This window comes from Methylocystis rosea SV97 (assembly GCF_000372845.1).
Classification (GTDB): domain Bacteria; phylum Pseudomonadota; class Alphaproteobacteria; order Rhizobiales; family Beijerinckiaceae; genus Methylocystis; species Methylocystis rosea.
On the sequence record NZ_KB889963.1, the window covers coordinates 757,818 to 779,442 of the forward strand.

Here is a 21,625-nt window from a genome sequence, read left to right on the forward strand (position 1 = left end):
GGCGCCCTTTTTCGGGTTAGGCCGACTCGCGCCGCAGCCGCTCGAGATCGGCGTCGACCATCTCGCAAATCATTTCGCGAAGATCGATCTCCGGCTTCCAGCCGAGAACCTGCCGGGCCTTGCTGGAATCGCCAAGCAAAACGTCCACCTCGGCCGGGCGGTAGAACGCTGGATCGATGATGACGAATTTCTCCATGTCGAGGCCGGCGTGCTCGAAAGCGATGTGGCACATGTCACGCACCGTGGTGGTGACGCCGGTCGCCACGACGTAATCGTCAGGCTTCTCCTGCTGCAGCATCAGCCACATGGCGCGCACGTAATCCTTGGCGTGCCCCCAGTCGCGCTTGGCGTCGATATTGCCGAGCCGCAACTCCGTGGCGAGGCCGAGTTTGATCGCGGCGACGCCGGTCGTGACCTTGCGGGTGACGAATTCGACGCCGCGCAGCGGACTTTCGTGATTGAAGAGAATGCCCGAGGACGCGTGAAGGCCGAAGCTCTCGCGATAGTTCACCGTGATCCAATGGCCGTAGAGTTTCGCCACGGCATAGGGGCTGCGCGGATAGAAGGGCGTCTTCTCGCTTTGCATCGGCTCCTGGATGAGCCCGTACATTTCGGAGGAGGACGCCTGGTAGAAGCGCGCTTTGGGCGCGCCGAGCCGCATCGCCTCAAGCACGTTGGTGACGCCGACGCCGGTGACGTTCGCGGTGAGGATCGGCTGGCGCCAGGAGGACGCGACATAGGATTGCGCCGCCAGATTGTAGATTTCGTCGGGCTGGATGGCCTGAACGGTGCGCAGCAGGCTTGAAAGATCTGCAAGATCGGCGTCGTGCAAATTCAGCTTGCCGCTGATGCCGAGCCAGCGCAGGCGATGGTCCTCGACGCCCCGATGCGACGAGCGCCGCACCACGCCATGCACTTCATAGCCCTTGTCGAGGAGAAACTGGGAGAGATAGGCGCCGTCCTGTCCTGTAACCCCGGTCACCAGCGCGCGCTTGGTCATTAATGGTCCTATTCAAATTGGCCGGCGGTCGTGGCGAAGGCGAAACCCCCGCAGCGGCGCGGCCTCAGGGCGTTCCGCGCCCTGGCGCGGGCGCAAAGGGCGCGCGCGAGGGAATTACAGAATCAGGGCGCGTGAAGCAAGAGCGTGGGCGGGGAACAGGCCGGACGGCGGCGCGCGCCGCCGTCGGCAGTGTCGAGAATTGGCGTTGGAGCGCTTACGCCGGCTTGTCGGGCGGCGGCAGCTTGCCTTCCGGCGTCGCCTTGTCGATCACTTCCGGCAAATACTGAGCGAGAAGCGCTTTCGCCTTGTCGATGTCGATGCCGGCGTTCTTGGCGATTTCCATCAGCTTATCGGCGTTGACCACCTTGCCAATGTCCATCTCGCTGATCTTTTCATTGGGACCGAGGCCGACCCAGGAGTGGATCTGCTTCCCCAGTCCGGAGTTCTCGAAATTCTTGACGACGCCGTCGAGGCCGCCCTGCTTCTCCACATAATCCTTAATAAGGGTCAGGGCTTCAGCCCCGATCACGCCGCCAGCGATCGCTTTGAGCCAACTCATGAGTATTCTCCCTTTTTAAAAAAGCGCGCGCTTTGCGCCGCGCTAGCTGAGATAAGGCGGGGCATAGGCTTTACAATGGCAGGGGATCGGGCAGGATCGGGCGGGCGATCGCCGGCACAGCCTAAGGCCTTCATTCAAATAGGAGATCCTCCTTGCGTTCGCCCCAGCGTCGGATTTCTTCCCAAATGTCAGGGGCGGTTTCGGCGTAGCGGAAAATATCCCGGTCCTGTGGAGCGATGACGCCCTCGTCGACCAGAAAGTCGACGTCAAAGGCGCGTCGCCAATAGCTTTCGCCGACGAGGATGATCGGGATCGGCTTGACCTTGCCGGTCTGCACCAGCGTGAGCGTCTCGAACAATTCGTCGAACGTGCCAAAGCCCCCCGGAAAGGCGACCAGCGCTCGCGCCCGCAGCATGAAATGCATTTTGCGCAGCGCGAAATAGCGGAAGCGCAGGCAAAGCGATGGCGTGACATAGCTGTTGGGCAGCTGCTCGTGCGGGAGGGTGATGTTGAGCCCCACCGTCTCGGCGCCGGCCTCGAAGGCGCCGCGGTTCGCCGCCTCCATAATGCCCGGTCCGCCGCCGGTGACGATCGCGAGGCGCGGCCGGTCTCCGCTCTCGCGGGCGGCGCCGACGAGCGCGCCGAACTCGCGCGCGATCTGATAATAGCGCGAATTATCGCGGGCGCGTTTCGCCGCCGCGAGCTGTCTGGCGAGAGCCGCGTCATTGGGATTGGCTGTCGCGCGCGCCTGCGATTCGGCGAGGCGGCTTTCCGCTAAAGCGGGCTCGACGATGCGAGTCGAACCGAAAACGACGACCGTATCGGTGACGCCATGGCGTCGCAGCAGCAGTTCGGCCTTGAGGTATTCGAGCTCCAGTCGGGGACCGCGCGCTTCGGCCGACGTCAGGAAATGAATGTCCTCGTCGGCCTTGCGATAGGACGGACTGGAGAGGATCGCCTGCAGCCGCTTGGCGGCGGCGAGGTCCGGGATATGCGGCGCCGGGAGTGCGGACGGGGCCGGCCCGTCGGGCTCAGGCCGAGAATTTCGCTCTTCATCGCTTGCGCTCAATCATACTCTCCTTTGGCGCCCATACTCTCCTTGGCGCTTTTCTTTATTTCCGGATACGTCCGGCGTATATGACCCGCCGGACGCCGGACGGCGAAGATTGATCGAGGAGCAGGGCGGGAGCGCATGGCCGGGCATAGTCAATTCAAGAACATCATGCACAAGAAGGGCAAGCAGGACGCGATCCGCTCCAAGCTGTTTTCAAAGCTCGCCCGAGAAATCACCGTCGCCGCCAAGATGGGCATGCCCGACCCGAATATGAACGCGCGGCTGCGCGCCGCCGTTCTCGCCGCTCGGGCGGAGAACATGCCAAAGGACAACATCGAACGCGCGATCAAGAAGGCCTCGGGCGCCGACGCCGAAAATTACGATGAAGTGCGTTACGAGGGCTACGCGCCGGGCGGCGTCGCCGTGATCGTCGAGGCCCTGACGGACAATCGCAACCGCACGGCCGGCGAGGTGCGCTCCTATTTCACCAAGGCTGGCGGCGCGCTCGCCGAGACCGGCGCCGTGTCCTTCATGTTCGACCGCGTCGGGCTCATCGAATTCGATAAGAAGGCGGCGACTGAAGATGCGATGATGGAGGCGGCGATCGACGCCGGCGCCGACGACGTTTCGACGACCGACGAGACGCATGAAGTGATCACGTCCGTCGAATCGCTGCGCGACGTCGCCAAGGCTCTCGAGGAGAAATTCGGCGAGCCGCGCAAGGCGGCGCTCGTCTGGCGCCCGCAGAACACGATCAAGGTCGACGATGATTCGGGCGAGAAGATCCTCAAGCTCGTCGGCTTGCTCGAGGACAATGACGACGTTCAGACCGTCTACGCCAATTTCGAGGTCTCCGACGCGCTGGTCGCCAAGCTCTCGGGATAACCCGGCGACGGGGCGATGACGCCGATCCGCGCCGGGGTGAGAGATGCACAATAAGCGAGGCTATCACCACGGTTCGCTCAAACAGGCGCTGATCGACGCCGCTTTGGACATTCTCGCCGAAGGCGGACCATCGGCGCTGACGCTCACCGAGGCGGCGCGCCGCGCCGGTGTTTCGCCCGCCGCCCCCTACCGTCACTTCAGCGGACGCGACGCGCTGATGAGCGAGCTGGCGCGCCGCGGTTTTGAGACCTTTGGCGCACGAATTGAAACGGCGTGGGACGAAGGCCGACCTGACGCCAAGAGCGCGATGCGGGCGATGTGCGCCGCCTATCTCAAATTCGCGCGGGACGAACCGGGGCTTTACGCAGCCATGTTCGGGCAGGCGAAGACGCTTGCCGACCCCGGCGCCGGCGGCGCCGCCGACCATGCGCTCGAAATCCTTTGGCGCGCCGTGGTGGCCTGGCTGCAGCAGGCGGGCGCGCCGGCGCAGGGCGCGCGCTACGCGGCGCTGCAAATCTGGTCGCTCGCCCATGGCGTCGCGATGCTGACCATCTCGGGCCATTTCGATCCCGTCAAAAGCGCGGATCCGGCGCTGGTGCTCGAGAGCGCCGCGCAAGGCGTCATGGAGAGCGCTGCTGCGCGCGCGAAAGCCGCGCCAGCTTAATCTCTTAATAAAGCGCGACCGGGCGCCAAATTACGCGCGCGCTTTAATCCTTCATTAACGTTAACGCCCTCAAATGACGCAAATCCTAATTGCGTGAGGGCTCCCGTGACGCAAGCGTCATCCCGACACATCCGCTTCAGAGGCAGGTCCTTTCCCGTCCTGACGCTGGAGCCCGAGCAGCCGATCGAAGGCTGGTTCGAGCAGCTCGACGCGCTGCTTGAGCAGTCGCCCGCCTTTTTCAGCCGGAAGTCGATCGTCATCGACCTCGCCAAACTGACGATTGAGCGGCCACAACTCACCGAGCTCCTCGAAAATCTCACCCGGCGCGGCATACGCCTCATGGGATTGTCGGGAGTCGACCCGTCATGGGCCAGCGACGATCTGCCGCCGATTCTGGCTGGCGGTCGCGCCACCCCGCAACCGCCGCCGGACGTCAGCGCAACGCGCGCCAAAGACGCAAGCCCTGGAACGCTGTCCCCAAGCGAAGAAGCAGCCTTCGAGGATATCGCCAACGCGCTCGGCGCCGGCGGCGCGCAGTCCGTCGATCCCAAATCGTCCGAGCCGGCCCCCACGGCTGCGCCGCTGATCCTGCTGGAGCCGGTGCGCTCCGGGCAGTCGATTTATCACCCGGACGGCGACGTGACGGTCATCGGCTCCGTCGCGTCGGGCGCGGAAATCATGGCGGGCGGCTCCGTGCATATCTACGGAACGCTGCGCGGCCGCGCGATGGCCGGCGCCTATGGCGAAAAACGCGCGCGAATTTTCTGCCGCAAGCTCGAAGCCGAGCTGCTCTCGGTTTGCGGCGTTTATCTCACCGCCGACGAGATCTCGGCGAATGTTCAGAGCCAATCCATCCAGGCCTGGCTCGAAAACGAGACGGTCAAGATCGCGCGGCTCGATTAAGAGAGGACGAACAATGGCCAAGACTTTGGTGGTGACCTCCGGCAAAGGAGGCGTCGGAAAGACAACGTCGACCGCGGCTCTCGGCGCCGCGCTGGCGCAACAGGGTCACAAGGTCGCGGTCGTCGACTTCGACGTCGGCCTGCGCAACCTCGATCTCGTTATGGGCGCCGAGCGGCGCGTCGTCTTTGATCTCATCAACGTCGCCCAGGGCGACGCGAAGCTGCATCAGGCGCTCATCCGCGACAAGCGCTTGAACAATCTCTATCTGCTGCCCGCGTCGCAGACGCGCGACAAGGACGCCTTGACCGAAGAGGGCGTGCAGCGCGTCATCAATGAATTGCGCGAGAAGTTCGACTGGATCGTCTGCGACAGTCCCGCCGGCATCGAACGCGGCGCGACGCTCGCGATGCGCTTCGCCGACGTCGCGGTGGTCGTCGCCAATCCGGAAGTCTCCTCGGTGCGCGATTCCGATCGCATCATCGGATTGCTCGACGCCAAGACCGAACGCGCCGAAAAGGGCGAACGCGTCGAGAAGCATCTGCTGCTGACGCGCTATGACGCGCAGCGCGCCGGCCGCGGCGAGATGCTCAGCGTCGACGACGTGCTCGAAATTCTCTCGATACCGCTGCTTGGGATCGTGCCGGAGAGCGAAGACGTTCTGCGCGCGTCGAACGTCGGCGCGCCTATCATTCTTCACAACGCCATGAGCCCTGCGGCGCGCGCCTATTCGGAAGCGGCGAAGAGGCTGTGCGGCGAAAAACTGCCGGTGAATATTCCCGCGGACAAGCGGGGACTCTTCGTTCGGCTCTTTGGTCGGAGGGCGGCATGAATATTTTCGGATTGTTCGGGCGTCGCGGCGCCACCGCGCCGGTTGCGCGCGAGCGCCTGCAGATCCTTCTCGCGCATGAACGCAAATCGGCGCGCGATTCGGATCTGATCGCCGTGCTGCACAAGGAAGTCCTCATCGCGATCTCCAAGCACATCAACGTCGACCCCGAAAAGGTCATGGTGAAGATGCATCGCAAGGAAGACATGTCGCTGCTCGAAATCGACATTGAAATCGAGCCGGCGGCGACGCTCGAAAGCGCCGCGGCCTTCGCGGATGACGCCGTGCTTGAAGAGGATCTGAGCGGCAAGGCGGCCTGATGCGCGCGCCGCGAAACGCCTGAAGGCGCCGCGCCAATTTTTTGGCGCGGCGCTTTCCCTTGCGCCAATGTTAATGCATATTACATTGGTGTCGGCCCCGCTTTGCGGCGGGCGGCCGTTGACAAACTGGAGCCCATCATGAGCTGCCATCGTTATTCTCGCATGTCGTCATCCGCAGAGGGCGGCACGCCCTGGGGGCATCACGGACGAATGTCCTGGAGGCCCTACGAGATCGCGGCGGTGATCCTTGGCTTTTTGATCTTCTGGCCGCTCGGCCTCGGCATACTGGTCTGGAAGCTTTGGCAGCGCAGCCAGGGCTTTGAGGGCGACTTCTTCGCCTTCGCCCAGGAGCAGGGCGCGCGGGTGAGGGACGCCGTGAGCGGCGTCGCTCGAGAGGGTTCGGCTGCCTGGGGCGGTCCCTCCTTCATGCGCTCCACCGGCAATGTCGCCTTTGATGAGTGGCGCGAAGGCGAACTCGCGCGTCTTGAGGAAGATCGTCGCAAGGTCGCCGAAGCGGAGCGCGACTTCGCCGAACATATCGACCAGCTGCGCCGCGCCCGCGACCGCGAAGAGTTCGAATCCTTTATGCGCGGCCGCAAGGGCGAGGATAAAGGCGCATAACGCCGGTTAAGGCTGCGCAGGCGCTGACCTGAACAGAAGAGGCGCAAATCGGCGATGTCCGATTTGCGCCTTTATTTTTTGCGGCTTCGGGGCCGAATTTTCTCGGCTCGCACGCCCGTTCTTAACGGGGAATGACGGACCGTTGGCGCGTCAAAAGACCCCCTCTGACGAATCCGGTCTTGCCCTGATAGGAGACGCGGCACCAGCCCCTGCCGAGTCCATTTCTACAGCGAAGGACGTCGACCTTTTTGCCGCCGGGAATGACCTCGATAACCGAGGAAAACATGCTCGCGCGCCGCTTGAGACTGGCGGCGTCAGTTGTCACGACTGGCGCAACGATGACCTGCGATCCGGACGTCCCGAGCGCAGGAGCGTTCACCCACCCCGTCTTCGAACCGTAGCGGACTTGGCACCAGCTGTGGCGCCAGCCAGGGTTGCAGCTCAAGACCTGCACATCAGATCCGGCCGGGATCTGGCCGATTCTACGCCACGACGTCCCCGGTCCAGAGCGTAGCGTCGCCGGACTTTGGGCGGTGGCCGCCTTGGCGATGTCCTGGACAAGAAAAACGACGAGGCCGACCGTCGCTGCAGCGAGCATGTTTCGCATGACTAAAATCTCCCAAGTGAACGACAATGGACTTCTGGTTTCTCGCGTTGCGCCGACATATCCGGCGGGCGAATGAGGGTTTTGCTGATCCGTTTAGAGGGTCTTTCAGCAACGCTCCGAGTCGTTCGTTGTTGGAAGAAGACAAATCGCAGCGCTTGATCGTCTTTCAGTTGGGATAGACCTGAAGCTTTTCTAGAGGGGCTGCACAACATTCTGAGATCGGAGCGCGCAACCCCATAGCCGCAGCATGCGTCTGCAAGCTGACTGATCGGCTCAAAATGGAATGTGAGCGCCCCACGTCCTGGCGAAAGACGAATTTTAAGTTCCGTCCCCTTTGCGCCATCAGTGGGCCATTACGATGACTTCTTGCGGCTTTTCCGTTATAGGTAGCAAATGTCCTTCGTCGCAGACGCTTGGACTGAGCGTCATGCCCAGGCGTTTTCTCAATACTCAATTACGCTTGTGCCGAGGCGGGTCTTTCGAGCGACCTTCCTTGCCATATACGTCAACAGAAAGATCTTCAGCTTCAATGCGCCAGCCCACTCGTCCGTTCATCACGGCATATAAAGGTCGGTCTCCCAAATCTCGCACTTCGAATCCGTGGAAGATCGACGAGCCTGAAAATGCGAGTGGGAGTCCATCGCTTAATGGCTCCGGCGCTTCGGCCGCCCCTGAGGTCGAACGTGACGCCTCCTATTTGGCGGCTCTAAACGCGGCGGACGCGGTTTTCGGCGCCAAAGCGGCTGAACGTCCCCAGATTCTCTCGCCATCGACGGGCCTGCCGGGGCGGGTGCTCCCGAACCTGTTGCAGGACGACGCCATAAGCGATCCTCCGGCGCGAGGCGCATCAGTTCGGACGCGTCGTGTGCGTCAGCCGGCCAAAGTTAAAGAGGCTGTTCCTGCGGAACCAAAAAAGGTGAAGCCGCAGATCGCGCCGCAGACAGCAGCGACCCCGATTTTCACGGCGCAGCGCGCAAAAGAACCGGAACCGGAAGTCATTCTCAAGACATCGTCGCGGGCGATCAGGACGATTCGACGGAAATGGGTTTTGAAGACTGAACTCAAAGCCGGCGAAACATGGAAGCGGCGCTTGAGCAGATTTGCGCGCTGATCACGCTTCTTTTGCCGCCGCGCTCATGCGCAGCGCATCCCGTGCAACTTGCGCGGGCGTGTGGATCGCCCGCCACAGTCCTCAAATATTTGAGCATTAACCACAATTCTCGACCCTGAATTAACGGCCCGGCGCCCATCCTCGCGGCATGGTCCGCCGCGCCCATAAATTGTTGCTCGTGCCGGCGCTTGTCGCGGCGACGCTTTCCGCTTGCTCGATCGGGCAGAAGCCGCAGCGGCCGGCCTGGCGTACCCAGGCTGAAAACGCCTGTCTCGCGGAAAGGCGCGTCAACCCTTCCGACTACATCGCGCTCGCGCCCGAAGTCGACGGTCCGGGCATTTGCGGCCTGACGAGGCCGTTCAAAGTGACGGCGCTGCAGGGCGGGGCCGTTTCGTTCAACGCGACCGCCACGCTCGACTGCTCGATGGTGGCCGAACTCGACGCCTGGCTCGCCGACACCGTCCAGCCCGCCGCGCAGGCGCGCTTCGGACAGCAGGTGGTTCAGATCAATTCAATGGGCTCTTACGCCTGCCGCGGCATGAACAATCAGCGCGGCGCGCAGCTTTCTGAACATTCCTTCGGCAATGCGCTGGACATCGGCGGCTTCGTGCTCGCCAACGGTCGCGAGATCACGCTCGTGAGAGACTGGCGCAATGGCGACGAACAGACGCGCGCCTTCCTGATGGACGTGCATCGCGGCTCGTGCGGGCATTTCTCGACGGTGCTGTCGCCAGGCTCCAACGCCTTTCACTACAACCATATTCACGTCGATCTCGCCCTGCACGGCCGCTCGGGGCGCAGCATCTGCAAGCCCGCGCCGCAAGAGACGCTGCCGCCGCCCGACCCGTCGCCGCTGATCGCGCAGGGGCGCGCGCCGCCTGCGCCGGATGACGAGACCGACAATGACACGACGGGCAAGCCGCCGCTCGCCGCGTTCGAAGGACCTGGAGTCGGCGCGCGGGACGGGTTCGGCCCCGTCGCCGGACCTGAGGCCTATGCGCCGCCGCCGCCGCTTCCGCCGCGCCGGGACGGCATCGGCCAGCTCATCGAAGATCCGGATCAGACGTCAAGCATCGACCGGCGCCGAAGACTATAAATCTTCCCGCGTCAGTCCTGTTCGTTTGGCTATCCTCGCCAACATTCGTGGCCCGATCTCCTCGCCATCGTGAAACGCAAATATGAAATCAGGAAACCCACTTTTGGCATACGTCCGGTGAGAGCCGGCGGATCGCTTTTCCGTCCAACCTTTTCTTTCCAGCGCCGCACGAAGACGCTTCGCCTTTACGCTCGGCCATGGCGTCATGCAGCCGCGAAAGTAATATGAATCGGCTCAGTCGGGCGTTCGCCATGTTCGATGCGGTCTGCGATGACGCGTAGGGCCAGCGCCTCCACCTGAGCGATGGCCGCCTCGCGGGTCGTCGCGTATTTCAACGCGCCCGGAATTTCCAGGATTTCGGCGATCCAGCGGCCGTCCACCTCCTGCTCGGTCTCCACAGTCAGCTTCATCGCCCTTCCTCAGCGCTTGCTCGCGCCCACATTGACGAGTCGCAGAACGAGCCACGCCGGCACGACGAAAATGGCGCCGGCGAGCACATAGCTGACAAGCTCACGCACCGCGCCAAATCCCAGCTGATAGATGCGGTCGAAGAAGGCCTGCACGCCGCGAAAAATATCGATCGGCCGCAGTTCCAGCCACATCAGCAGGGCGCCGACGACGAGCGAAATGACGAACAACCGCGCGAGAGTGTTGAGGGGCGAGCCGCCGAGGAAATTTTCAAGCGTGTTGTTCGACGCCATCTGCTTGGTTTCCTGTGAAATTTTGTCGGAGCTCGGCAGGAGCAGCACGTCGTGGGCGGTCTCTGACCGCTCAGGCCGGGGCGGCTTGTCGAGATGCGGCCAATTGGCGAAGGGTCCCTGATCAGCCACCGGGGCGCTCCCGCGGACACGTCGTCGCTTTGGTCCTCACAGAGCGCCTCCAGGCGAGGTCTCTTCGCGGAACAGGCGCATTATGCGGCGCAGAAAGCGCTCGGTAAAGGAGAGCGCGCGCTCGAACTCCTCTTCGCTCGGCGCCATGTTCGGCCTGGCCGCCGGGGGGACGGGCGCAGCTTCGGCGCGCGCTTTGAGCGCGGCGTTCTCCTTGCGCAGACGCTCGATCTCCGCCTCAAACGCGGCGCGCTCCTCGGCGCCGAGCCGACACGCCGTGACGCCGTCCTTGGCCGAACAATAGGACAGGGCGCCGGTCTCCTTGTTCAGCCGGACATAGCCGCCCTCGGCAGGGGTGAGCGTGAAGCGTTCGCCGTCCGGCGCGATGATTGGCGGCGGCGTTTCGGCGACCGCCGGCGCCCCGAAGGACGCGGCAAGGACAATCGCGAGGAAGAGATGCTTTGCTTTGCCCATGGTCGCCGCTCTTAAGGGGAAGCTTGCTCGCACATGGGCGTTTGTCGTTCGCGCGTCAATGGCGGGCGCGCGCATCGGCCGCGCTTGAATGGCTCGGCCGGCTCGGCCATATAGCTGGAGCCGGAGCGCTTCACGGGCTCTGGCCGAAGAGGCGCCAACAGGGCTTCAACGACATGTCGCGTCCGCCGCTCAATTCGCCGTTCCTGCTCGGCTTCGATGAGATCGAAAGGGCGCTCGACCGCGTCGCCCGCACCGCCTCCGACGGCTACCCGCCCTATAATATCGAGCGCATTCCGCGCGTCGAGAGCGCGCCAGAGCGGCTTCGGATCACACTGGCCGTCGCGGGCTTCACCCGCGACCAGCTCGACGTCTCCCTCGAAGAGAATCAGCTTGTCATCCGCGGGCGCCAAACCGAGGATCGAGAGCGGCATTTCCTGCATCGCGGCATCGCCGCGCGGCAGTTTCAGCGCGCCTTTCTCCTGGCCGAAGGGATGCAGGTGCTGGGGGCCGATCTCGTCAACGGGCTGCTCTCGATCGATCTGGCGCGGCCCGAGCCGGCGCGGGTCATCAAAAAGATCGAAATCGCGGCTCGCGACTGAGCGCTTCCGGATCACACATGGAATCCTGTGATGTAGATTTCGGATCGGTCGATTGCCCGCCTTCTCGCCGGGATCGACGCCCAGGATCAACGCCCAGTTGCGACAAATGTCGTCGCCGTCAACGCTTGCCGGCGCCATTTGCTTGAGAGCCTGCGCAGAAAGCCCTATCAGGTGTCATGTTCGAGCTAGCCGTCGCGCTTGTGTTGATAGTCATCAACGGGATTTTCTCGTTGTCCGAACTCGCCATCGTTTCGTCGCGCAAAGTGCGGCTGAAGACTTTGGCCTCCGAAGGTCGCCGCGGCGCCGCCGCCGCCCTGGCGCTGGCGGAAAATCCGGGACGCTTCCTCTCCACCGTTCAGATCGGGATCACGCTCGTTGGAGTCCTCGCGGGCGCCTTTTCAGGCGCCGCGCTCGGTCAGCGGCTTTCGCAAGAGCTGCGCGCGCTTGGTCTATCGGACAGTGCGGCGGACTGGATCGGCTATGGCGGCGTCATCGGCGTCATCACCTATCTTTCCGTCGTGATCGGCGAATTGCTGCCCAAGAACATCGCGCTGCGCCATGCGGAAGCCATCGCCTGCCGCATGGCCGCGCCGATGGCGTTGCTTTCCACTCTGGTCACGCCGGTGGTCTGGCTGCTCGATGAGTCGACGAAGCTCATCTTGCTGTTCGTCGGCCAGGCCAACGAGCTTCAGTCCTGGGTCACCGATGAAGAAATCAAGACCTTTGTCGCCGAGGCGCATTCGGCTGGGGCGATCGAGGCCGACGAACAGCAGATGATCGCGGGCGTGCTGCGGCTGGGCGACCGCGCCGCGCGTGCGCTGATGACCCCGCGCACGGAGGTGGACTGGCTCAATCTCGGCGAGCCCGAAAACCTTTTGCGCGAGAAGCTCATCGAGACGTCCCATGCGCGCCTGCCGGTCAGTCGGGGCGATATGGACGACATGATCGGCGTCCTGCTGATCCGAGACCTGCTTGGACCCGCGCTGCGCGGCGAGCCGCTCGACCTCGAATCCCATGTCCGGTCGGCGCCGGTGGTGCCCGATTCGATCGACGCGCTCGACGCGCTGAATGTTCTGCGCGAAGCCGAGACGCCGATGGCGCTCGTGCACGACGAATATGGCCATTTCGAAGGCGTGGTGACGCCCGCCGATATACTCGACGCCATCGCCGGCGCGTTCAGATCCGACGAGGGGCACGAAGAGCCGGAGGCGCTTCAGCGCGAAGACGGCAGCTGGCTGCTGGCCGGCTGGATGCCGGTCGATGAAATGGCCGAGCTTTTGCACGTTGCCCTGCCCGAGAACAGGAGCTTTGAAACGGTGGCCGGCCTCGTCCTCGACGGGCTTATCCGCTTCCCGACCCTCGGCGAAACGGTGGAGAAGCTCGGATGGCGCTTCGAAGTCATCGACCTCGACGGACGCCGGCTTGACAAGGTGCTGGCGTCAAAGCTGACCGTCGACAACCTTAACGGCGCACGTTCGAGAGACGCTAACGGCTGAGTTGCGGGAAGATCTTCGCCCCAAGCGCTTAACCTTTGCCCGGGCGGCAGGCGCGCCGACGGCGCGCCCCTTACTGGGACGGTTAGTGCAGGCTCACCATCTGCAGATGATTTTCACGAGCGTTGCCGATGCAGCCTTCTTCCGAATCCGCAAGCACGATCGGCGCGCCATCCGCACCGAAAAGCGCAAAGATCGTCAGCCCTGGCGCAATCTGCGGCGCCTGCGGGTAAAGCCGGTTGACGTCTTCCGAACTCATCGATCGCACATAAGCGATGAGGCCATCGCCAAGTTGCGCGAACTGCTCGGGCGTCAGCGGAGACTCTCTGGTTTCGGTGGCGGTTTTCATTTCCATCTCTACCTCCAAGGCGGTCCTTTCGTCCCCGCCGACGGCCCCATTGGCGGGCGCGCCGTCTGAAATAAGATGTGTAGCCTTTGGAGATTTTGAAGGGGTCGCGGCTACAGGCCGAGCGCCAGCCGTGCAGGATCTTCGAGCAACTCTTTGACGCGCACCAGGAAAGTCACGGCTTCCTTCCCGTCGACGACACGGTGATCGTAAGAAAGCGCCAGATACATCATCGGCCGCGCTTCGATCTTACCGTCGACGACCACAGGACGTTCCTGAATCTTGTGCATGCCGAGAATGCCCGATTGCGGCGCATTCAGGATCGGCGTGGACATCAGCGAACCATAGACGCCGCCGTTGGAAATCGTGAAGGTGCCGCCCTGCAGATCGGCGATGTCGAGCGCGCCCTCGCGCGCTTTGCGCCCAAGTTCGGCGATGGTTTTTTCGATCTCGGCGAGCGACAGACGGTCGGCGTCGCGCACCACCGGCACGACGAGTCCCTTCTCCGTGCCGACGGCGACTCCGACGTGGCAGAAGCGCTTGTAGATGATGTCCGTCCCGTCGATCTCCGCATTGACGGCAGGGATCTCTTCCAGCGCCTGGCAACAGGCGTTCACGAAGAAGCCCATGAAGCCAAGCTTCACGCCGTGCCGCTTCTCGAACGCCTCCTTGTAGCGTTTGCGCAATTCGATGAGCGCCGACATGTCGACTTCGTTGAACGTCGTCAGCATGGCGGCGGTGTTTTGCGCCTCTTTCAGCCGGCGCGCGATCGTCTGACGCAAGCGCGTCATCCTCACCCGCTCTTCGCGGCGGGCGTCGTCCTGCGGAACGGGGACGCGGGGCGGCGGCGCCTCGACTCGCGCTTCCTGGGCGGGAAGCTCCTGGACGCGGCCTTCTTGCGCGGGCTGCGGGGCGGCCGCCTGACGCGCGGCGAATTGAACGACGTCCGATTTCAGCGCCTGGCCGCGCTTGCCGCTGCCGGGAACCTGAGCAATGTCGATCCCTTGCTCGACGGCGATCTTGGCGGCCGATGGCGCGGGCGGCATCTGGGTCGCGGCGGGCGCAGCCGGCGCCGGAGCCGGAGTGGATTTGGGCGCAGGCGCTGCGGGGGCGGGCGCCGGCTTAGGCGCGGGACTCTTGCCGGCGGTCTCGCCGCTCTTCCCCGGCGCGGCGGCGCCCTCGGCGATTTGCCCGAGCAGCGCGCCAGGACCGACAGTTTCGCCCTCCTTGGCGACGATCTCGGCGAGCACGCCGGCGGCGGGGGCGTTGACTTCGAGCGTGACTTTGTCGGTCTCGAGCTCGGCGAGCGCCTCGTCGGCGCGCACCGCGTCGCCCGCCTTCTTGAACCAGCGGCCGATCGTCGCTTCAGTCACCGATTCGCCCAAGGTCGGCACGCGTATTTCAGCCATCGGCTCTCTCTTCGCTCGCGTTGCGTCTTACGGCGCGAACGCTTCTTCCAGGAACAATTTCAGCTGTGCAAGGTGCCGGGACATGGTGCCCGTGGCCGTCGACGCCGAGGCGGCGCGTCCAACGTAGCGGGCGCGCTTCGACTTGCCGCCGATCTGCGTCAGCACCCATTCGAGATAGGAGTCGACGAAGGACCAGGCGCCCATGTTCTTGGGCTCTTCCTGGCACCATACGACGTCCGCGTCCCTGAAGCGCCCAAGCGCCGCGACGAGACCCTTGAGCGGAAAAGGATAGAGCTGCTCGACCCGCAGCAGATACACGTCGTCGACGCCGCGTTTCTCGCGTTCGTCGAGGAGGTCGTAATAGACCTTGCCCGAACACAAAATGACCCGGCGAATGTTTTCGTCGGCTTTGAGGACGAACGTCTCCGTCGGCGACGTTTCAGCGTCGTCGAGGAGCAGCCGCTGAAAGCTCGAGGCCATGCCCATTTCGCCGAGCCGCGAGACGGCGCGCTTATGGCGCAGCAGCGATTTCGGGGTCATCAGCACCAGCGGCTTGCGGAAGCTTCTGTGCAGCTGACGGCGAAGGATATGGAAGTAGTTCGCAGGCGTCGTGCAATTGGCCACCTGCATATTGTCTTCGGCGCACAGCTGCAGATAGCGCTCAAGCCGCGCGGAGGAATGTTCCGGACCCTGGCCTTCGTAGCCATGCGGCAAGAGGCAAACGAGGCCCGACATGCGCAGCCATTTGCGTTCGGCCGATGAAATGAACTGGTCGAAGACGACCTGCGCGCCATTGGCGAAATCGCCGAACTGCGCCTCCCACAACACCAGCGCGTCGGGCTCGGCCAGCGAATAGCCATATTCGAAGCCGAGCACAGCCTCTTCGGAGAGCATCGAATTGACGACTTCGTAGCGGCCCTGGCCTTCGGCGATGTGATTGAAGGGCAGATAACGCGCTTCATTCTCCTGATCGATGAGCACGCTGTGACGCTGCGAAAAGGTGCCGCGCTCGCTGTCCTGCCCGGAGAGCCGCACATTGTAGCCTTCATAGAGCAGCGAACTGATCGCCAGCGCTTCGGCCGTCGCCCAGTCGATCGGCCCGCCATGTTCGATGGCCGCCTTGCGATTGTCGAGAAAACGCTGGATCGTGCGGTGGGCGTGAAAATCGGGCGGCGTCGAGGTGATCTCGGCGCCGATGTGCTGCAGCGTCTCGAGCGCCACGCCGGTCTGTCCGCGCCGCTCGTTCTCCGAGAGTTGCCAGCCCGATTTCTTTCCCGCCCAGCGGCCGTCGAGCCAATCCGCCTTGTTGGGCTTGTAGCTCTGGCCCGCTTCGAACTCTTCGTTGAGCCGCGTGCGCCAGTCTTCCTTCATGCGATCGACGTCTTCGCGAGTCGTCACGCCTTCCGCGATCAGACGGTCCGCATAGATATCGAGCGCCGTGCGGTGCGCCCGGATTTTCTTATACATCAGCGGCTGGGTGAATCCCGGCTCGTCGCCCTCATTATGGCCGAAGCGGCGATAGCACCACATGTCGATGACGACGGGCTTTTGGAACTGCTGACGGAACTCGGCGGCGACGCGGGCGGCGAAGACGACGGCTTCTGGGTCGTCGCCGTTCACGTGAAGAATCGGCGCCTCGACCATCTTCGCGACATCGGACGGATAGGGCGAGGATCGCGAGTAGCGCGGGTAGGTGGTGAAGCCGATCTGATTGTTGATGATGAAGTGGATCGAGCCGCCGGTGCGATGCCCCTTCAATCCGGAAAGGCCGAAACATTCCGCGACGACGCCCTGGCCGGCGAAGGCCGCGTCGCCGTGGATGAGGAGCGGCATCACCGAGCGGCGGTCGCCATCGGCGCAATGATGCTGATCCTGCTTGGCGCGCACTTTGCCGAGCACGACCGGATCGACAATCTCGAGATGCGACGGATTGGCGGTGAGCGAGAGATGCACCTTGTTGTCGTCGAACACGCGATCCGATGACGCGCCGAGGTGATATTTGACGTCGCCGGAGCCTTCGACTTCATCCGGCAGGAAGGAGCCGCCCTTGAATTCGTGAAACAGCGCCCGATGCGGCTTGGCCATCACTTGCGAAAGCAGGTTGAGACGGCCGCGGTGGGCCATGCCAAGAACGATTTCCTGCACGCCGAGCGCGCCGCCGCGCTTGATGATCTGCTCCAGCGCCGGAACAATGGATTCAGCGCCGTCGAGACCGAAGCGCTTCGTGCCGGTGTATTTGACGTCGAGGAACTTCTCGAAACCTTCCGCCTCGACGAGCTTGTTGAGAATGGCGCGCTTGCCTTCCTGCGTGAAGACGATCTCCTTCTTCGGGCCTTCGATGCGCGCCTGCAGCCAGGCTTTCTCCTCCGGATTGGAGATATGCATGAATTCGAAGCCGATCGTTCCGCAATAGGTGCGGCGCAGGATCGTGACCATTTCAAAGAGCGTGGCGTATCGCATCCCCAACACGCCATCGAGGAAGATTTTGCGCTCGTAGTCCTCGTCGGTGAACCCGTAGGTCTGCGGATTGAGCTCGCCGTGATCGTAGCGCTGCTCCAGTCCGAGCGGATCGAGATTGGCGTGCAGATGGCCGCGCATGCGATAGGCGCGGATCATCATCAGGGCGCGCACGGAATCGCGCGTCGCCCGCAACACGTCCTCGCCGCCGGGCGTCGGCGGGGCGACGGGAACGATTGGCGATTTCACAGGCGCCGGCGCCTCGCCAATGATCGCGCTCACCCATTCGCCGTTCGGCTGCGGCCAGTCGCGCCGCGCCCAGCTCGGGCCGTGGGCGACGACCTGCTCCTGCGGTCTGACGCCCATCTCGGCGAAGAAATTGCGCCAGTCGGCGCTGACCGAGGAGGGATCGGCCTCATAGGCCGCAAGCAGGCCCTCGAGATAGCCCGCGTTCGCCCCCTGCAGAAACGATGTCGAAGCAAGAAAGTCATTTTGCGGCGAGCGCGCGCCCACCGGCGCGGCGGGTCCGGCGCCGCCATTGGTTTCAAAACGCGCCATCTCAATCTTTCCCAAAAGCGCCGGCGCTCAAAGCCCCCGACGAAGCGATGAGCGGGCCAGCGCTAGCCCTTCAGCGCTTCGACCAAGGTCTTTCCCAGCCTCGCAGGCGAGGGCGACACTTTGATGCCCGCGGACTCCATGGCTGCGATTTTACTTTCGGCGTCGCCTTTGCCGCCCGAGACGATCGCGCCCGCGTGGCCCATACGGCGGCCGGGAGGCGCGGTGCGGCCCGCGATGAACCCGACCATTGGCTTCTTGCGGCCGCGCTTAGCTTCGTCTTTCAAGAATTGGGCCGCGTCTTCCTCCGCCGCCCCGCCGATCTCGCCGATCATGATGATGGACTTAGTTGCCTCGTCTGCGAGAAACAACTCCAGCACTTCAATAAAATCCGTGCCTTTGACGGGATCGCCGCCGATGCCGACGGCCGTCGTCTGACCTAAGCCTTCGCGCGTCGTCTGGAACACCGCCTCATAGGTGAGCGTGCCGGAGCGCGACACCACGCCGACCGAGCCGCGTGAGAAAATATTGCCAGGCATGATGCCGATCTTGCTCTCGCCGGCGGTGACGACGCCCGGGCAGTTCGGCCCGATGAGGCGGGACTTGGAGCCGCAGAGCGCGCGCTTGACGCGGATCATGTCCTGGACTGGCACGCCCTCGGTGATGCAGACGATGAGCGGGATCTCCGCCTCGATCGCCTCGCAGATGGCGTCGGCGGCGCCTGGCGGGGGCACATAGACCACGGACGCGTCGGCGCCGGTCTTTTCGCGCGCCTCGAGCACCGTGTCGAAAACCGGAAGATCGAGGTGGACCGAGCCGCCTTTGCCCGGCGAGACGCCGCCGACCATTTTGGTCCCATAGTCGAGGGCCTGGACGGAGTGGAAGGTGGCGGTCTTGCCGGTGAAGCCTTGGGTGATGACTTTGGTGTTCTTGTCGATCAGCACGGACATGAAGCGCAAATCCCGAAACAAGCGAAAACGGCGCGCGCGCCTTTGAATAAGCGAAAAACCGGAGCCGCCGCCCGTCGTCGCCCGCGCGGAACCTATTGACAAAAGCTCAGCCGCACAAGGCGGAGAAGGCCCCTGCGACAGGGGGCCGCGTCGCGCTCTCACCGTCTGTTTTGGCGCGGCGAGTCTTTACGTTGGATGAACCAAAACAAAAAGCCGGCGGTCACCCGCCGGCTTTTTTGTCGAAAGAACTTGTCTCAGTGCGGGGCGGCGCCCAGGCTCGATACGTCGACCTTCACCCCCGGCCCCTGCGTGGAGCTGAGCGCGACGCGCTGAATATAAGTGCCTTTGGCGCCCTGCGGCTTCGCCTTGGCCACGGCGTCGACGAAGGCCTTGATGTTCTCGACGAGCTTGCCGTCGTCGAACGAGGCCTTGCCGATCGTTCCCTGCACGATGCCGGCCTTTTCGACGCGAAACTCGACCGCGCCGCCCTTTGAGGCCTTCACCGCGCCGGCGACGTCCATCGTCACCGTGCCGACCTTCGGATTCGGCATCAGGCCGCGCGGGCCGAGCACCTTGCCGAGACGGCCGACGAGCGGCATCATGTCGGGCGTTGCGATGCAGCGGTCGAAGTCGATCGTTCCGCCCTGCACCGTCGTCACGAGATCCTCGGCGCCGACGACGTCGGCGCCCGCCGCCGTGGCTTCATCAGCCTTGGCGCCGCGCGCGAAAACCGCGACGCGCAGAACGCGGCCGGTGCCGTTCGGCAGATTGACCACGCCGCGCACCATCTGGTCGGCGTGTTTGGGGTCGACGCCGAGATTCATGGCGATTTCGACAGACTCGTCGAACTTGGCCTTGGCGCGCTCGCGCACGAGCTTCACCGCCTCGTCGATCGCATAGAGCTTCGTGCGTTCGATGCCCTCGCGGGACTTGGCAATACGTTTTCCGACATGCGCCATGGTCTTACTCCACCACCTCAAGGCCCATCGCGCGGGCGGAGCCGGCGATCATCGACATCGCGGATTCAATCGAAGCGCAGTTGAGATCGACGATCTTCTTTTCCGCGATGTCGCGGATCTGCGCCTGCGTGATCTTTCCGACGACGTTGCGGCCCGGCAATTTGGAGCCGGAGGCCGGCTTCTTGCCGATCTTGAGGCCCACGGCCTTCTTGAGGAAGAAGCTGACCGGCGGCTGCTTCATTTCGAAGGTGAAGGAGCGGTCCTGATAGGCGGTGATGACGACGGGGATGGGCGTCCCCTTCTCGATCTGTCCCGTCTTGGCGTTGAACGCCTTGCAGAACTCCATGATGTTGAGGCCGCGCTGGCCGAGCGCGGGACCGATCGGCGGCGACGGATTGGCCGCGCCGGCCGGCACTTGCAGTTTGATATAGCCGGCGATTTTCTTCGCCATTTGCTTTCTCCAACGTTTGACGCCCGCCGCGATTTTTCACGCGTCGGCGCCGGTTGCAGTTCGTGGTCCGGTCTGGAGCTCCCCGATGGCGTCGGGGCAGACCCGCCACGTATGATTTTCGCTTCCTTTGGAAGGAACGAAAAAAGCCCTCGGCGAGAGGGCTTGCGACTTATACTGACGAGATCGGGAAAAGCAACTGATTGCTGCTGATGCGAGCCTCAATGCCCCTCGGGCGTGAGGCCGACATGCTCTTCGAGCCTGCGTAAGCGCTCTTCGAATTCGGTCAGCAGAACGCCGTGGCCGATGGCGGATGAGTGATATTCCATCACCGAGCGGCGCAGGCCGGAAATCTGGTCGCTCAGGCGCTTCTCCTGCTCCTTGATCTGCTTTTCCAAATTCATGATGTCTGAGCCGACATCCGCGCGCAGCGAATGGACCTCGGAGCGGACGTCAGCGACGTCGCTCTTCGTCGCCATCTCTTCGCGAAGGCCGTCCACCTTCGCGTCGATCTTGCGCAGCAGCGCCAGCGTGAAATTCTCGGGCTCGTCGCTCATCGCGGCTTCCATCGACTGCGGCAATCCGCCGACCCAACATAGCGTCGCATTGCGCCTTTGTCTCCGGCTTCCCACCTCCATCGAGGAAAGGAAGCCTGCATGTCAGATTACGCAAAGCGCCTCGCCTTCATGGCCGCCGGACTCGCGGCGATGATCTTCTCCAATTTATACATGGGAGAGACGCTGCTCGGCTGGGCTGGCCTGCTCGCGGGGATCGGCTTCTATTATTACGGATGGCGTGGCGTTTGCCCGGCGTGCCGAGCTCAGCGTTGCGCCGTCGCGCCCCCTGAGCGGAAAGATGCGACCGCGGACGGCGGCGCCAAGGGAGAAAGCGGGCCGGATAGATCGCCCGCGCGTTAGGCCTTAAACCTTCTCGACCTGCGCGAACTCCAGTTCGACCGGCGTCGGCCGGCCGAAGATCGACACGGCGACCTTGAGGCGCGAACGCGCCTCGTCGATCTCCTCGACGAGGCCGTTGAAAGAGGCGAAAGGCCCGTCGGCGACGCGCACCGTCTCGCCCACCTCGAACATGATCGTCGGCTTTGGCCGCTCGACGCCATCGGCGACCTGGCCCTTGATGCGCAGGGCCTCTTCCTCGCTGATCGGCATCGGCTTGTTGTCGGCGCCGAGAAAGCCCGTGACCTTCGGCGTATTCTTGATGAGCGAGAACACCTGATCGGTGAGTTCGCATTTCACCAGCACATAGCCGGGGAAGAATTTGCGCTCGGCGGAGACCTTGCGTCCGCGCCGCACTTCCATGACCTGTTCGGTCGGGACCAGAATCTCTTCGAATTGGTCGGCGAGTCCGCGCTGCGCCGCGCCCTCGCGGATCGCCTCGGCGACCTTCTTTTCGAAGTTCGAATAGGCGTGAACGATGTACCAGCGCATGCTCATAGCGGCGCGAC

General features: G+C 63.6%; 26 protein-coding genes. 10 read left to right on the forward strand and 16 right to left on the reverse strand.

Features of this window, described 5'->3' with window-relative positions; translation table 11 throughout:
• Window positions 1-16 precede the first annotated feature (16 nt).
• The 3 genes from gmd to A3OO_RS0104090 all read right to left on the reverse strand — a co-directional run bounded on the left by gmd (window position 17) and on the right by A3OO_RS0104090 (window position 2,628).
• Entirely contained in the window at window positions 17-1,000 is a 984-nt protein-coding gene (gene gmd, locus A3OO_RS0104080) for a GDP-mannose 4,6-dehydratase (RefSeq protein WP_018406561.1), read from the reverse strand.
• Between the two features lie 214 nt (window positions 1,001-1,214).
• Window positions 1,215-1,559 carry a YidB family protein gene (locus A3OO_RS0104085; RefSeq protein WP_018406562.1) on the reverse strand — a complete coding sequence of 115 codons (345 nt, stop codon included), beginning with the start codon at window positions 1,557-1,559 and terminating at the stop codon, window positions 1,215-1,217.
• A gap of 130 nt (window positions 1,560-1,689) precedes the next feature.
• Complete coding sequence (locus tag A3OO_RS0104090; protein ID WP_018406563.1) at window positions 1,690-2,628, reverse strand: LOG family protein; 939 nt, start codon at window positions 2,626-2,628, stop codon at window positions 1,690-1,692.
• 123 nt (window positions 2,629-2,751) lie between these two features.
• Between A3OO_RS0104090 and A3OO_RS0104095 the strand changes: the two genes are divergently transcribed.
• From A3OO_RS0104095 to A3OO_RS0104120, 6 genes are all read left to right on the forward strand, one after another.
• The gene (locus A3OO_RS0104095; RefSeq protein ID WP_018406564.1) at window positions 2,752-3,498 is read left to right on the forward strand and encodes a YebC/PmpR family DNA-binding transcriptional regulator; all 747 of its coding nucleotides are present in this window, start codon (window positions 2,752-2,754) and stop codon (window positions 3,496-3,498) included.
• A gap of 43 nt (window positions 3,499-3,541) precedes the next feature.
• Window positions 3,542-4,162: a TetR/AcrR family transcriptional regulator gene (locus tag A3OO_RS0104100; protein ID WP_018406565.1), complete on the forward strand. Its 621-nt coding sequence runs from the start codon at window positions 3,542-3,544 to the stop codon at window positions 4,160-4,162.
• A gap of 105 nt (window positions 4,163-4,267) precedes the next feature.
• Entirely contained in the window at window positions 4,268-5,065 is a 798-nt protein-coding gene (minC, locus tag A3OO_RS0104105) for a septum site-determining protein MinC (RefSeq protein WP_018406566.1), read from the forward strand.
• A 13-nt stretch (window positions 5,066-5,078) separates the two neighbouring features.
• Complete coding sequence (gene minD, locus A3OO_RS0104110) at window positions 5,079-5,894, forward strand: septum site-determining protein MinD (protein ID WP_018406567.1); 816 nt, start codon at window positions 5,079-5,081, stop codon at window positions 5,892-5,894.
• Complete coding sequence (minE, locus tag A3OO_RS0104115) at window positions 5,891-6,211, forward strand: cell division topological specificity factor MinE (protein WP_018406568.1); 321 nt, start codon at window positions 5,891-5,893, stop codon at window positions 6,209-6,211. Before minD ends, minE begins: the two co-directional genes overlap by 4 nt.
• A gap of 138 nt (window positions 6,212-6,349) precedes the next feature.
• The gene (locus A3OO_RS0104120; protein ID WP_026222678.1) at window positions 6,350-6,832 is read left to right on the forward strand and encodes a DUF2852 domain-containing protein; all 483 of its coding nucleotides are present in this window, start codon (window positions 6,350-6,352) and stop codon (window positions 6,830-6,832) included.
• A 121-nt stretch (window positions 6,833-6,953) separates the two neighbouring features.
• Here the strand turns inward: A3OO_RS0104120 and A3OO_RS0104125 are convergent, their stop codons facing one another.
• Window positions 6,954-7,439 (reverse strand): SH3 domain-containing protein, encoded by a 486-nt coding sequence (locus A3OO_RS0104125; protein ID WP_040573605.1) that lies wholly within the window; start codon window positions 7,437-7,439, stop codon window positions 6,954-6,956.
• Window positions 7,440-8,698: 1,259 nt separating this feature from the next.
• Between A3OO_RS0104125 and A3OO_RS0104140 the strand changes: the two genes are divergently transcribed.
• The gene (locus A3OO_RS0104140) at window positions 8,699-9,646 is read left to right on the forward strand and encodes an extensin-like domain-containing protein (protein WP_018406573.1); all 948 of its coding nucleotides are present in this window, start codon (window positions 8,699-8,701) and stop codon (window positions 9,644-9,646) included.
• Here the strand turns inward: A3OO_RS0104140 and A3OO_RS24520 are convergent.
• From A3OO_RS24520 to A3OO_RS0104155, 4 genes are read right to left on the reverse strand one after another with little or no spacing between them, the layout of a single operon-like run.
• On the reverse strand, window positions 9,641-9,853 hold the full coding sequence (locus tag A3OO_RS24520) for a type II toxin-antitoxin system HicA family toxin (protein ID WP_083909727.1): 213 nt from the start codon (window positions 9,851-9,853) through the stop codon (window positions 9,641-9,643). The two genes, A3OO_RS0104140 and A3OO_RS24520, sit on opposite strands and share 6 nt — an antisense overlap.
• Entirely contained in the window at window positions 9,850-10,056 is a 207-nt protein-coding gene (locus A3OO_RS0104145) for a type II toxin-antitoxin system HicB family antitoxin (RefSeq protein ID WP_018406574.1), read from the reverse strand. Before A3OO_RS0104145 ends, A3OO_RS24520 begins: the two co-directional genes overlap by 4 nt.
• A 9-nt stretch (window positions 10,057-10,065) precedes the next feature.
• Entirely contained in the window at window positions 10,066-10,476 is a 411-nt protein-coding gene (locus A3OO_RS0104150) for a DUF6460 domain-containing protein (protein WP_018406575.1), read from the reverse strand.
• 36 nt (window positions 10,477-10,512) lie between these two features.
• Window positions 10,513-10,947 carry a hypothetical protein gene (locus A3OO_RS0104155; protein WP_018406576.1) on the reverse strand — a complete coding sequence of 145 codons (435 nt, stop codon included), beginning with the start codon at window positions 10,945-10,947 and terminating at the stop codon, window positions 10,513-10,515.
• 173 nt (window positions 10,948-11,120) lie between these two features.
• Between A3OO_RS0104155 and A3OO_RS0104160 the strand changes: the two genes are divergently transcribed.
• Window positions 11,121-11,546, forward strand: a complete 426-nt coding sequence (locus A3OO_RS0104160; RefSeq protein ID WP_026222679.1) for an Hsp20 family protein — start codon at window positions 11,121-11,123, stop codon at window positions 11,544-11,546.
• 176 nt (window positions 11,547-11,722) lie between these two features.
• Window positions 11,723-13,042 (forward strand): hemolysin family protein, encoded by a 1,320-nt coding sequence (locus tag A3OO_RS21085; RefSeq protein ID WP_018406578.1) that lies wholly within the window; start codon window positions 11,723-11,725, stop codon window positions 13,040-13,042.
• A gap of 82 nt (window positions 13,043-13,124) precedes the next feature.
• Here A3OO_RS21085 and A3OO_RS0104170 read toward each other — a convergent pair whose 3' ends face one another.
• The 7 genes from A3OO_RS0104170 to A3OO_RS0104200 form a co-directional block, all read right to left on the reverse strand.
• Window positions 13,125-13,394: a BQ00720 family protein gene (locus A3OO_RS0104170; protein WP_018406579.1), complete on the reverse strand. Its 270-nt coding sequence runs from the start codon at window positions 13,392-13,394 to the stop codon at window positions 13,125-13,127.
• A gap of 104 nt (window positions 13,395-13,498) precedes the next feature.
• On the reverse strand, window positions 13,499-14,794 hold the full coding sequence (gene odhB, locus A3OO_RS0104175; RefSeq protein ID WP_018406580.1) for a 2-oxoglutarate dehydrogenase complex dihydrolipoyllysine-residue succinyltransferase: 1,296 nt from the start codon (window positions 14,792-14,794) through the stop codon (window positions 13,499-13,501).
• A 27-nt stretch (window positions 14,795-14,821) separates the two neighbouring features.
• Complete coding sequence (locus A3OO_RS0104180; RefSeq protein WP_026222680.1) at window positions 14,822-17,809, reverse strand: 2-oxoglutarate dehydrogenase E1 component; 2,988 nt, start codon at window positions 17,807-17,809, stop codon at window positions 14,822-14,824.
• A gap of 62 nt (window positions 17,810-17,871) precedes the next feature.
• Window positions 17,872-18,756 (reverse strand): succinate--CoA ligase subunit alpha, encoded by an 885-nt coding sequence (gene sucD / locus A3OO_RS0104185; protein ID WP_026222681.1) that lies wholly within the window; start codon window positions 18,754-18,756, stop codon window positions 17,872-17,874.
• A 254-nt stretch (window positions 18,757-19,010) separates the two neighbouring features.
• Window positions 19,011-19,715: a 50S ribosomal protein L1 gene (gene rplA / locus A3OO_RS0104190; protein WP_018406583.1), complete on the reverse strand. Its 705-nt coding sequence runs from the start codon at window positions 19,713-19,715 to the stop codon at window positions 19,011-19,013.
• 4 nt (window positions 19,716-19,719) lie between these two features.
• The gene (gene rplK, locus A3OO_RS0104195; protein ID WP_014891468.1) at window positions 19,720-20,166 is read right to left on the reverse strand and encodes a 50S ribosomal protein L11; all 447 of its coding nucleotides are present in this window, start codon (window positions 20,164-20,166) and stop codon (window positions 19,720-19,722) included.
• A gap of 218 nt (window positions 20,167-20,384) precedes the next feature.
• Entirely contained in the window at window positions 20,385-20,720 is a 336-nt protein-coding gene (locus A3OO_RS0104200; RefSeq protein WP_198008748.1) for a hypothetical protein, read from the reverse strand.
• A gap of 99 nt (window positions 20,721-20,819) precedes the next feature.
• On the opposite strand from A3OO_RS0104200, the gene A3OO_RS0104205 reads away from it, so the two are divergent.
• A complete protein-coding gene (locus A3OO_RS0104205; protein ID WP_018406585.1) occupies window positions 20,820-21,080 on the forward strand; it encodes a hypothetical protein in 261 nt (86 codons plus the stop codon).
• A gap of 3 nt (window positions 21,081-21,083) precedes the next feature.
• Here the strand turns inward: A3OO_RS0104205 and nusG are convergent, their stop codons facing one another.
• Window positions 21,084-21,614, reverse strand: coding sequence for a transcription termination/antitermination protein NusG (gene nusG / locus A3OO_RS0104210; protein WP_018406586.1), 531 nt, complete (start codon window positions 21,612-21,614; stop codon window positions 21,084-21,086).
• Window positions 21,615-21,625 lie beyond the last annotated feature (11 nt).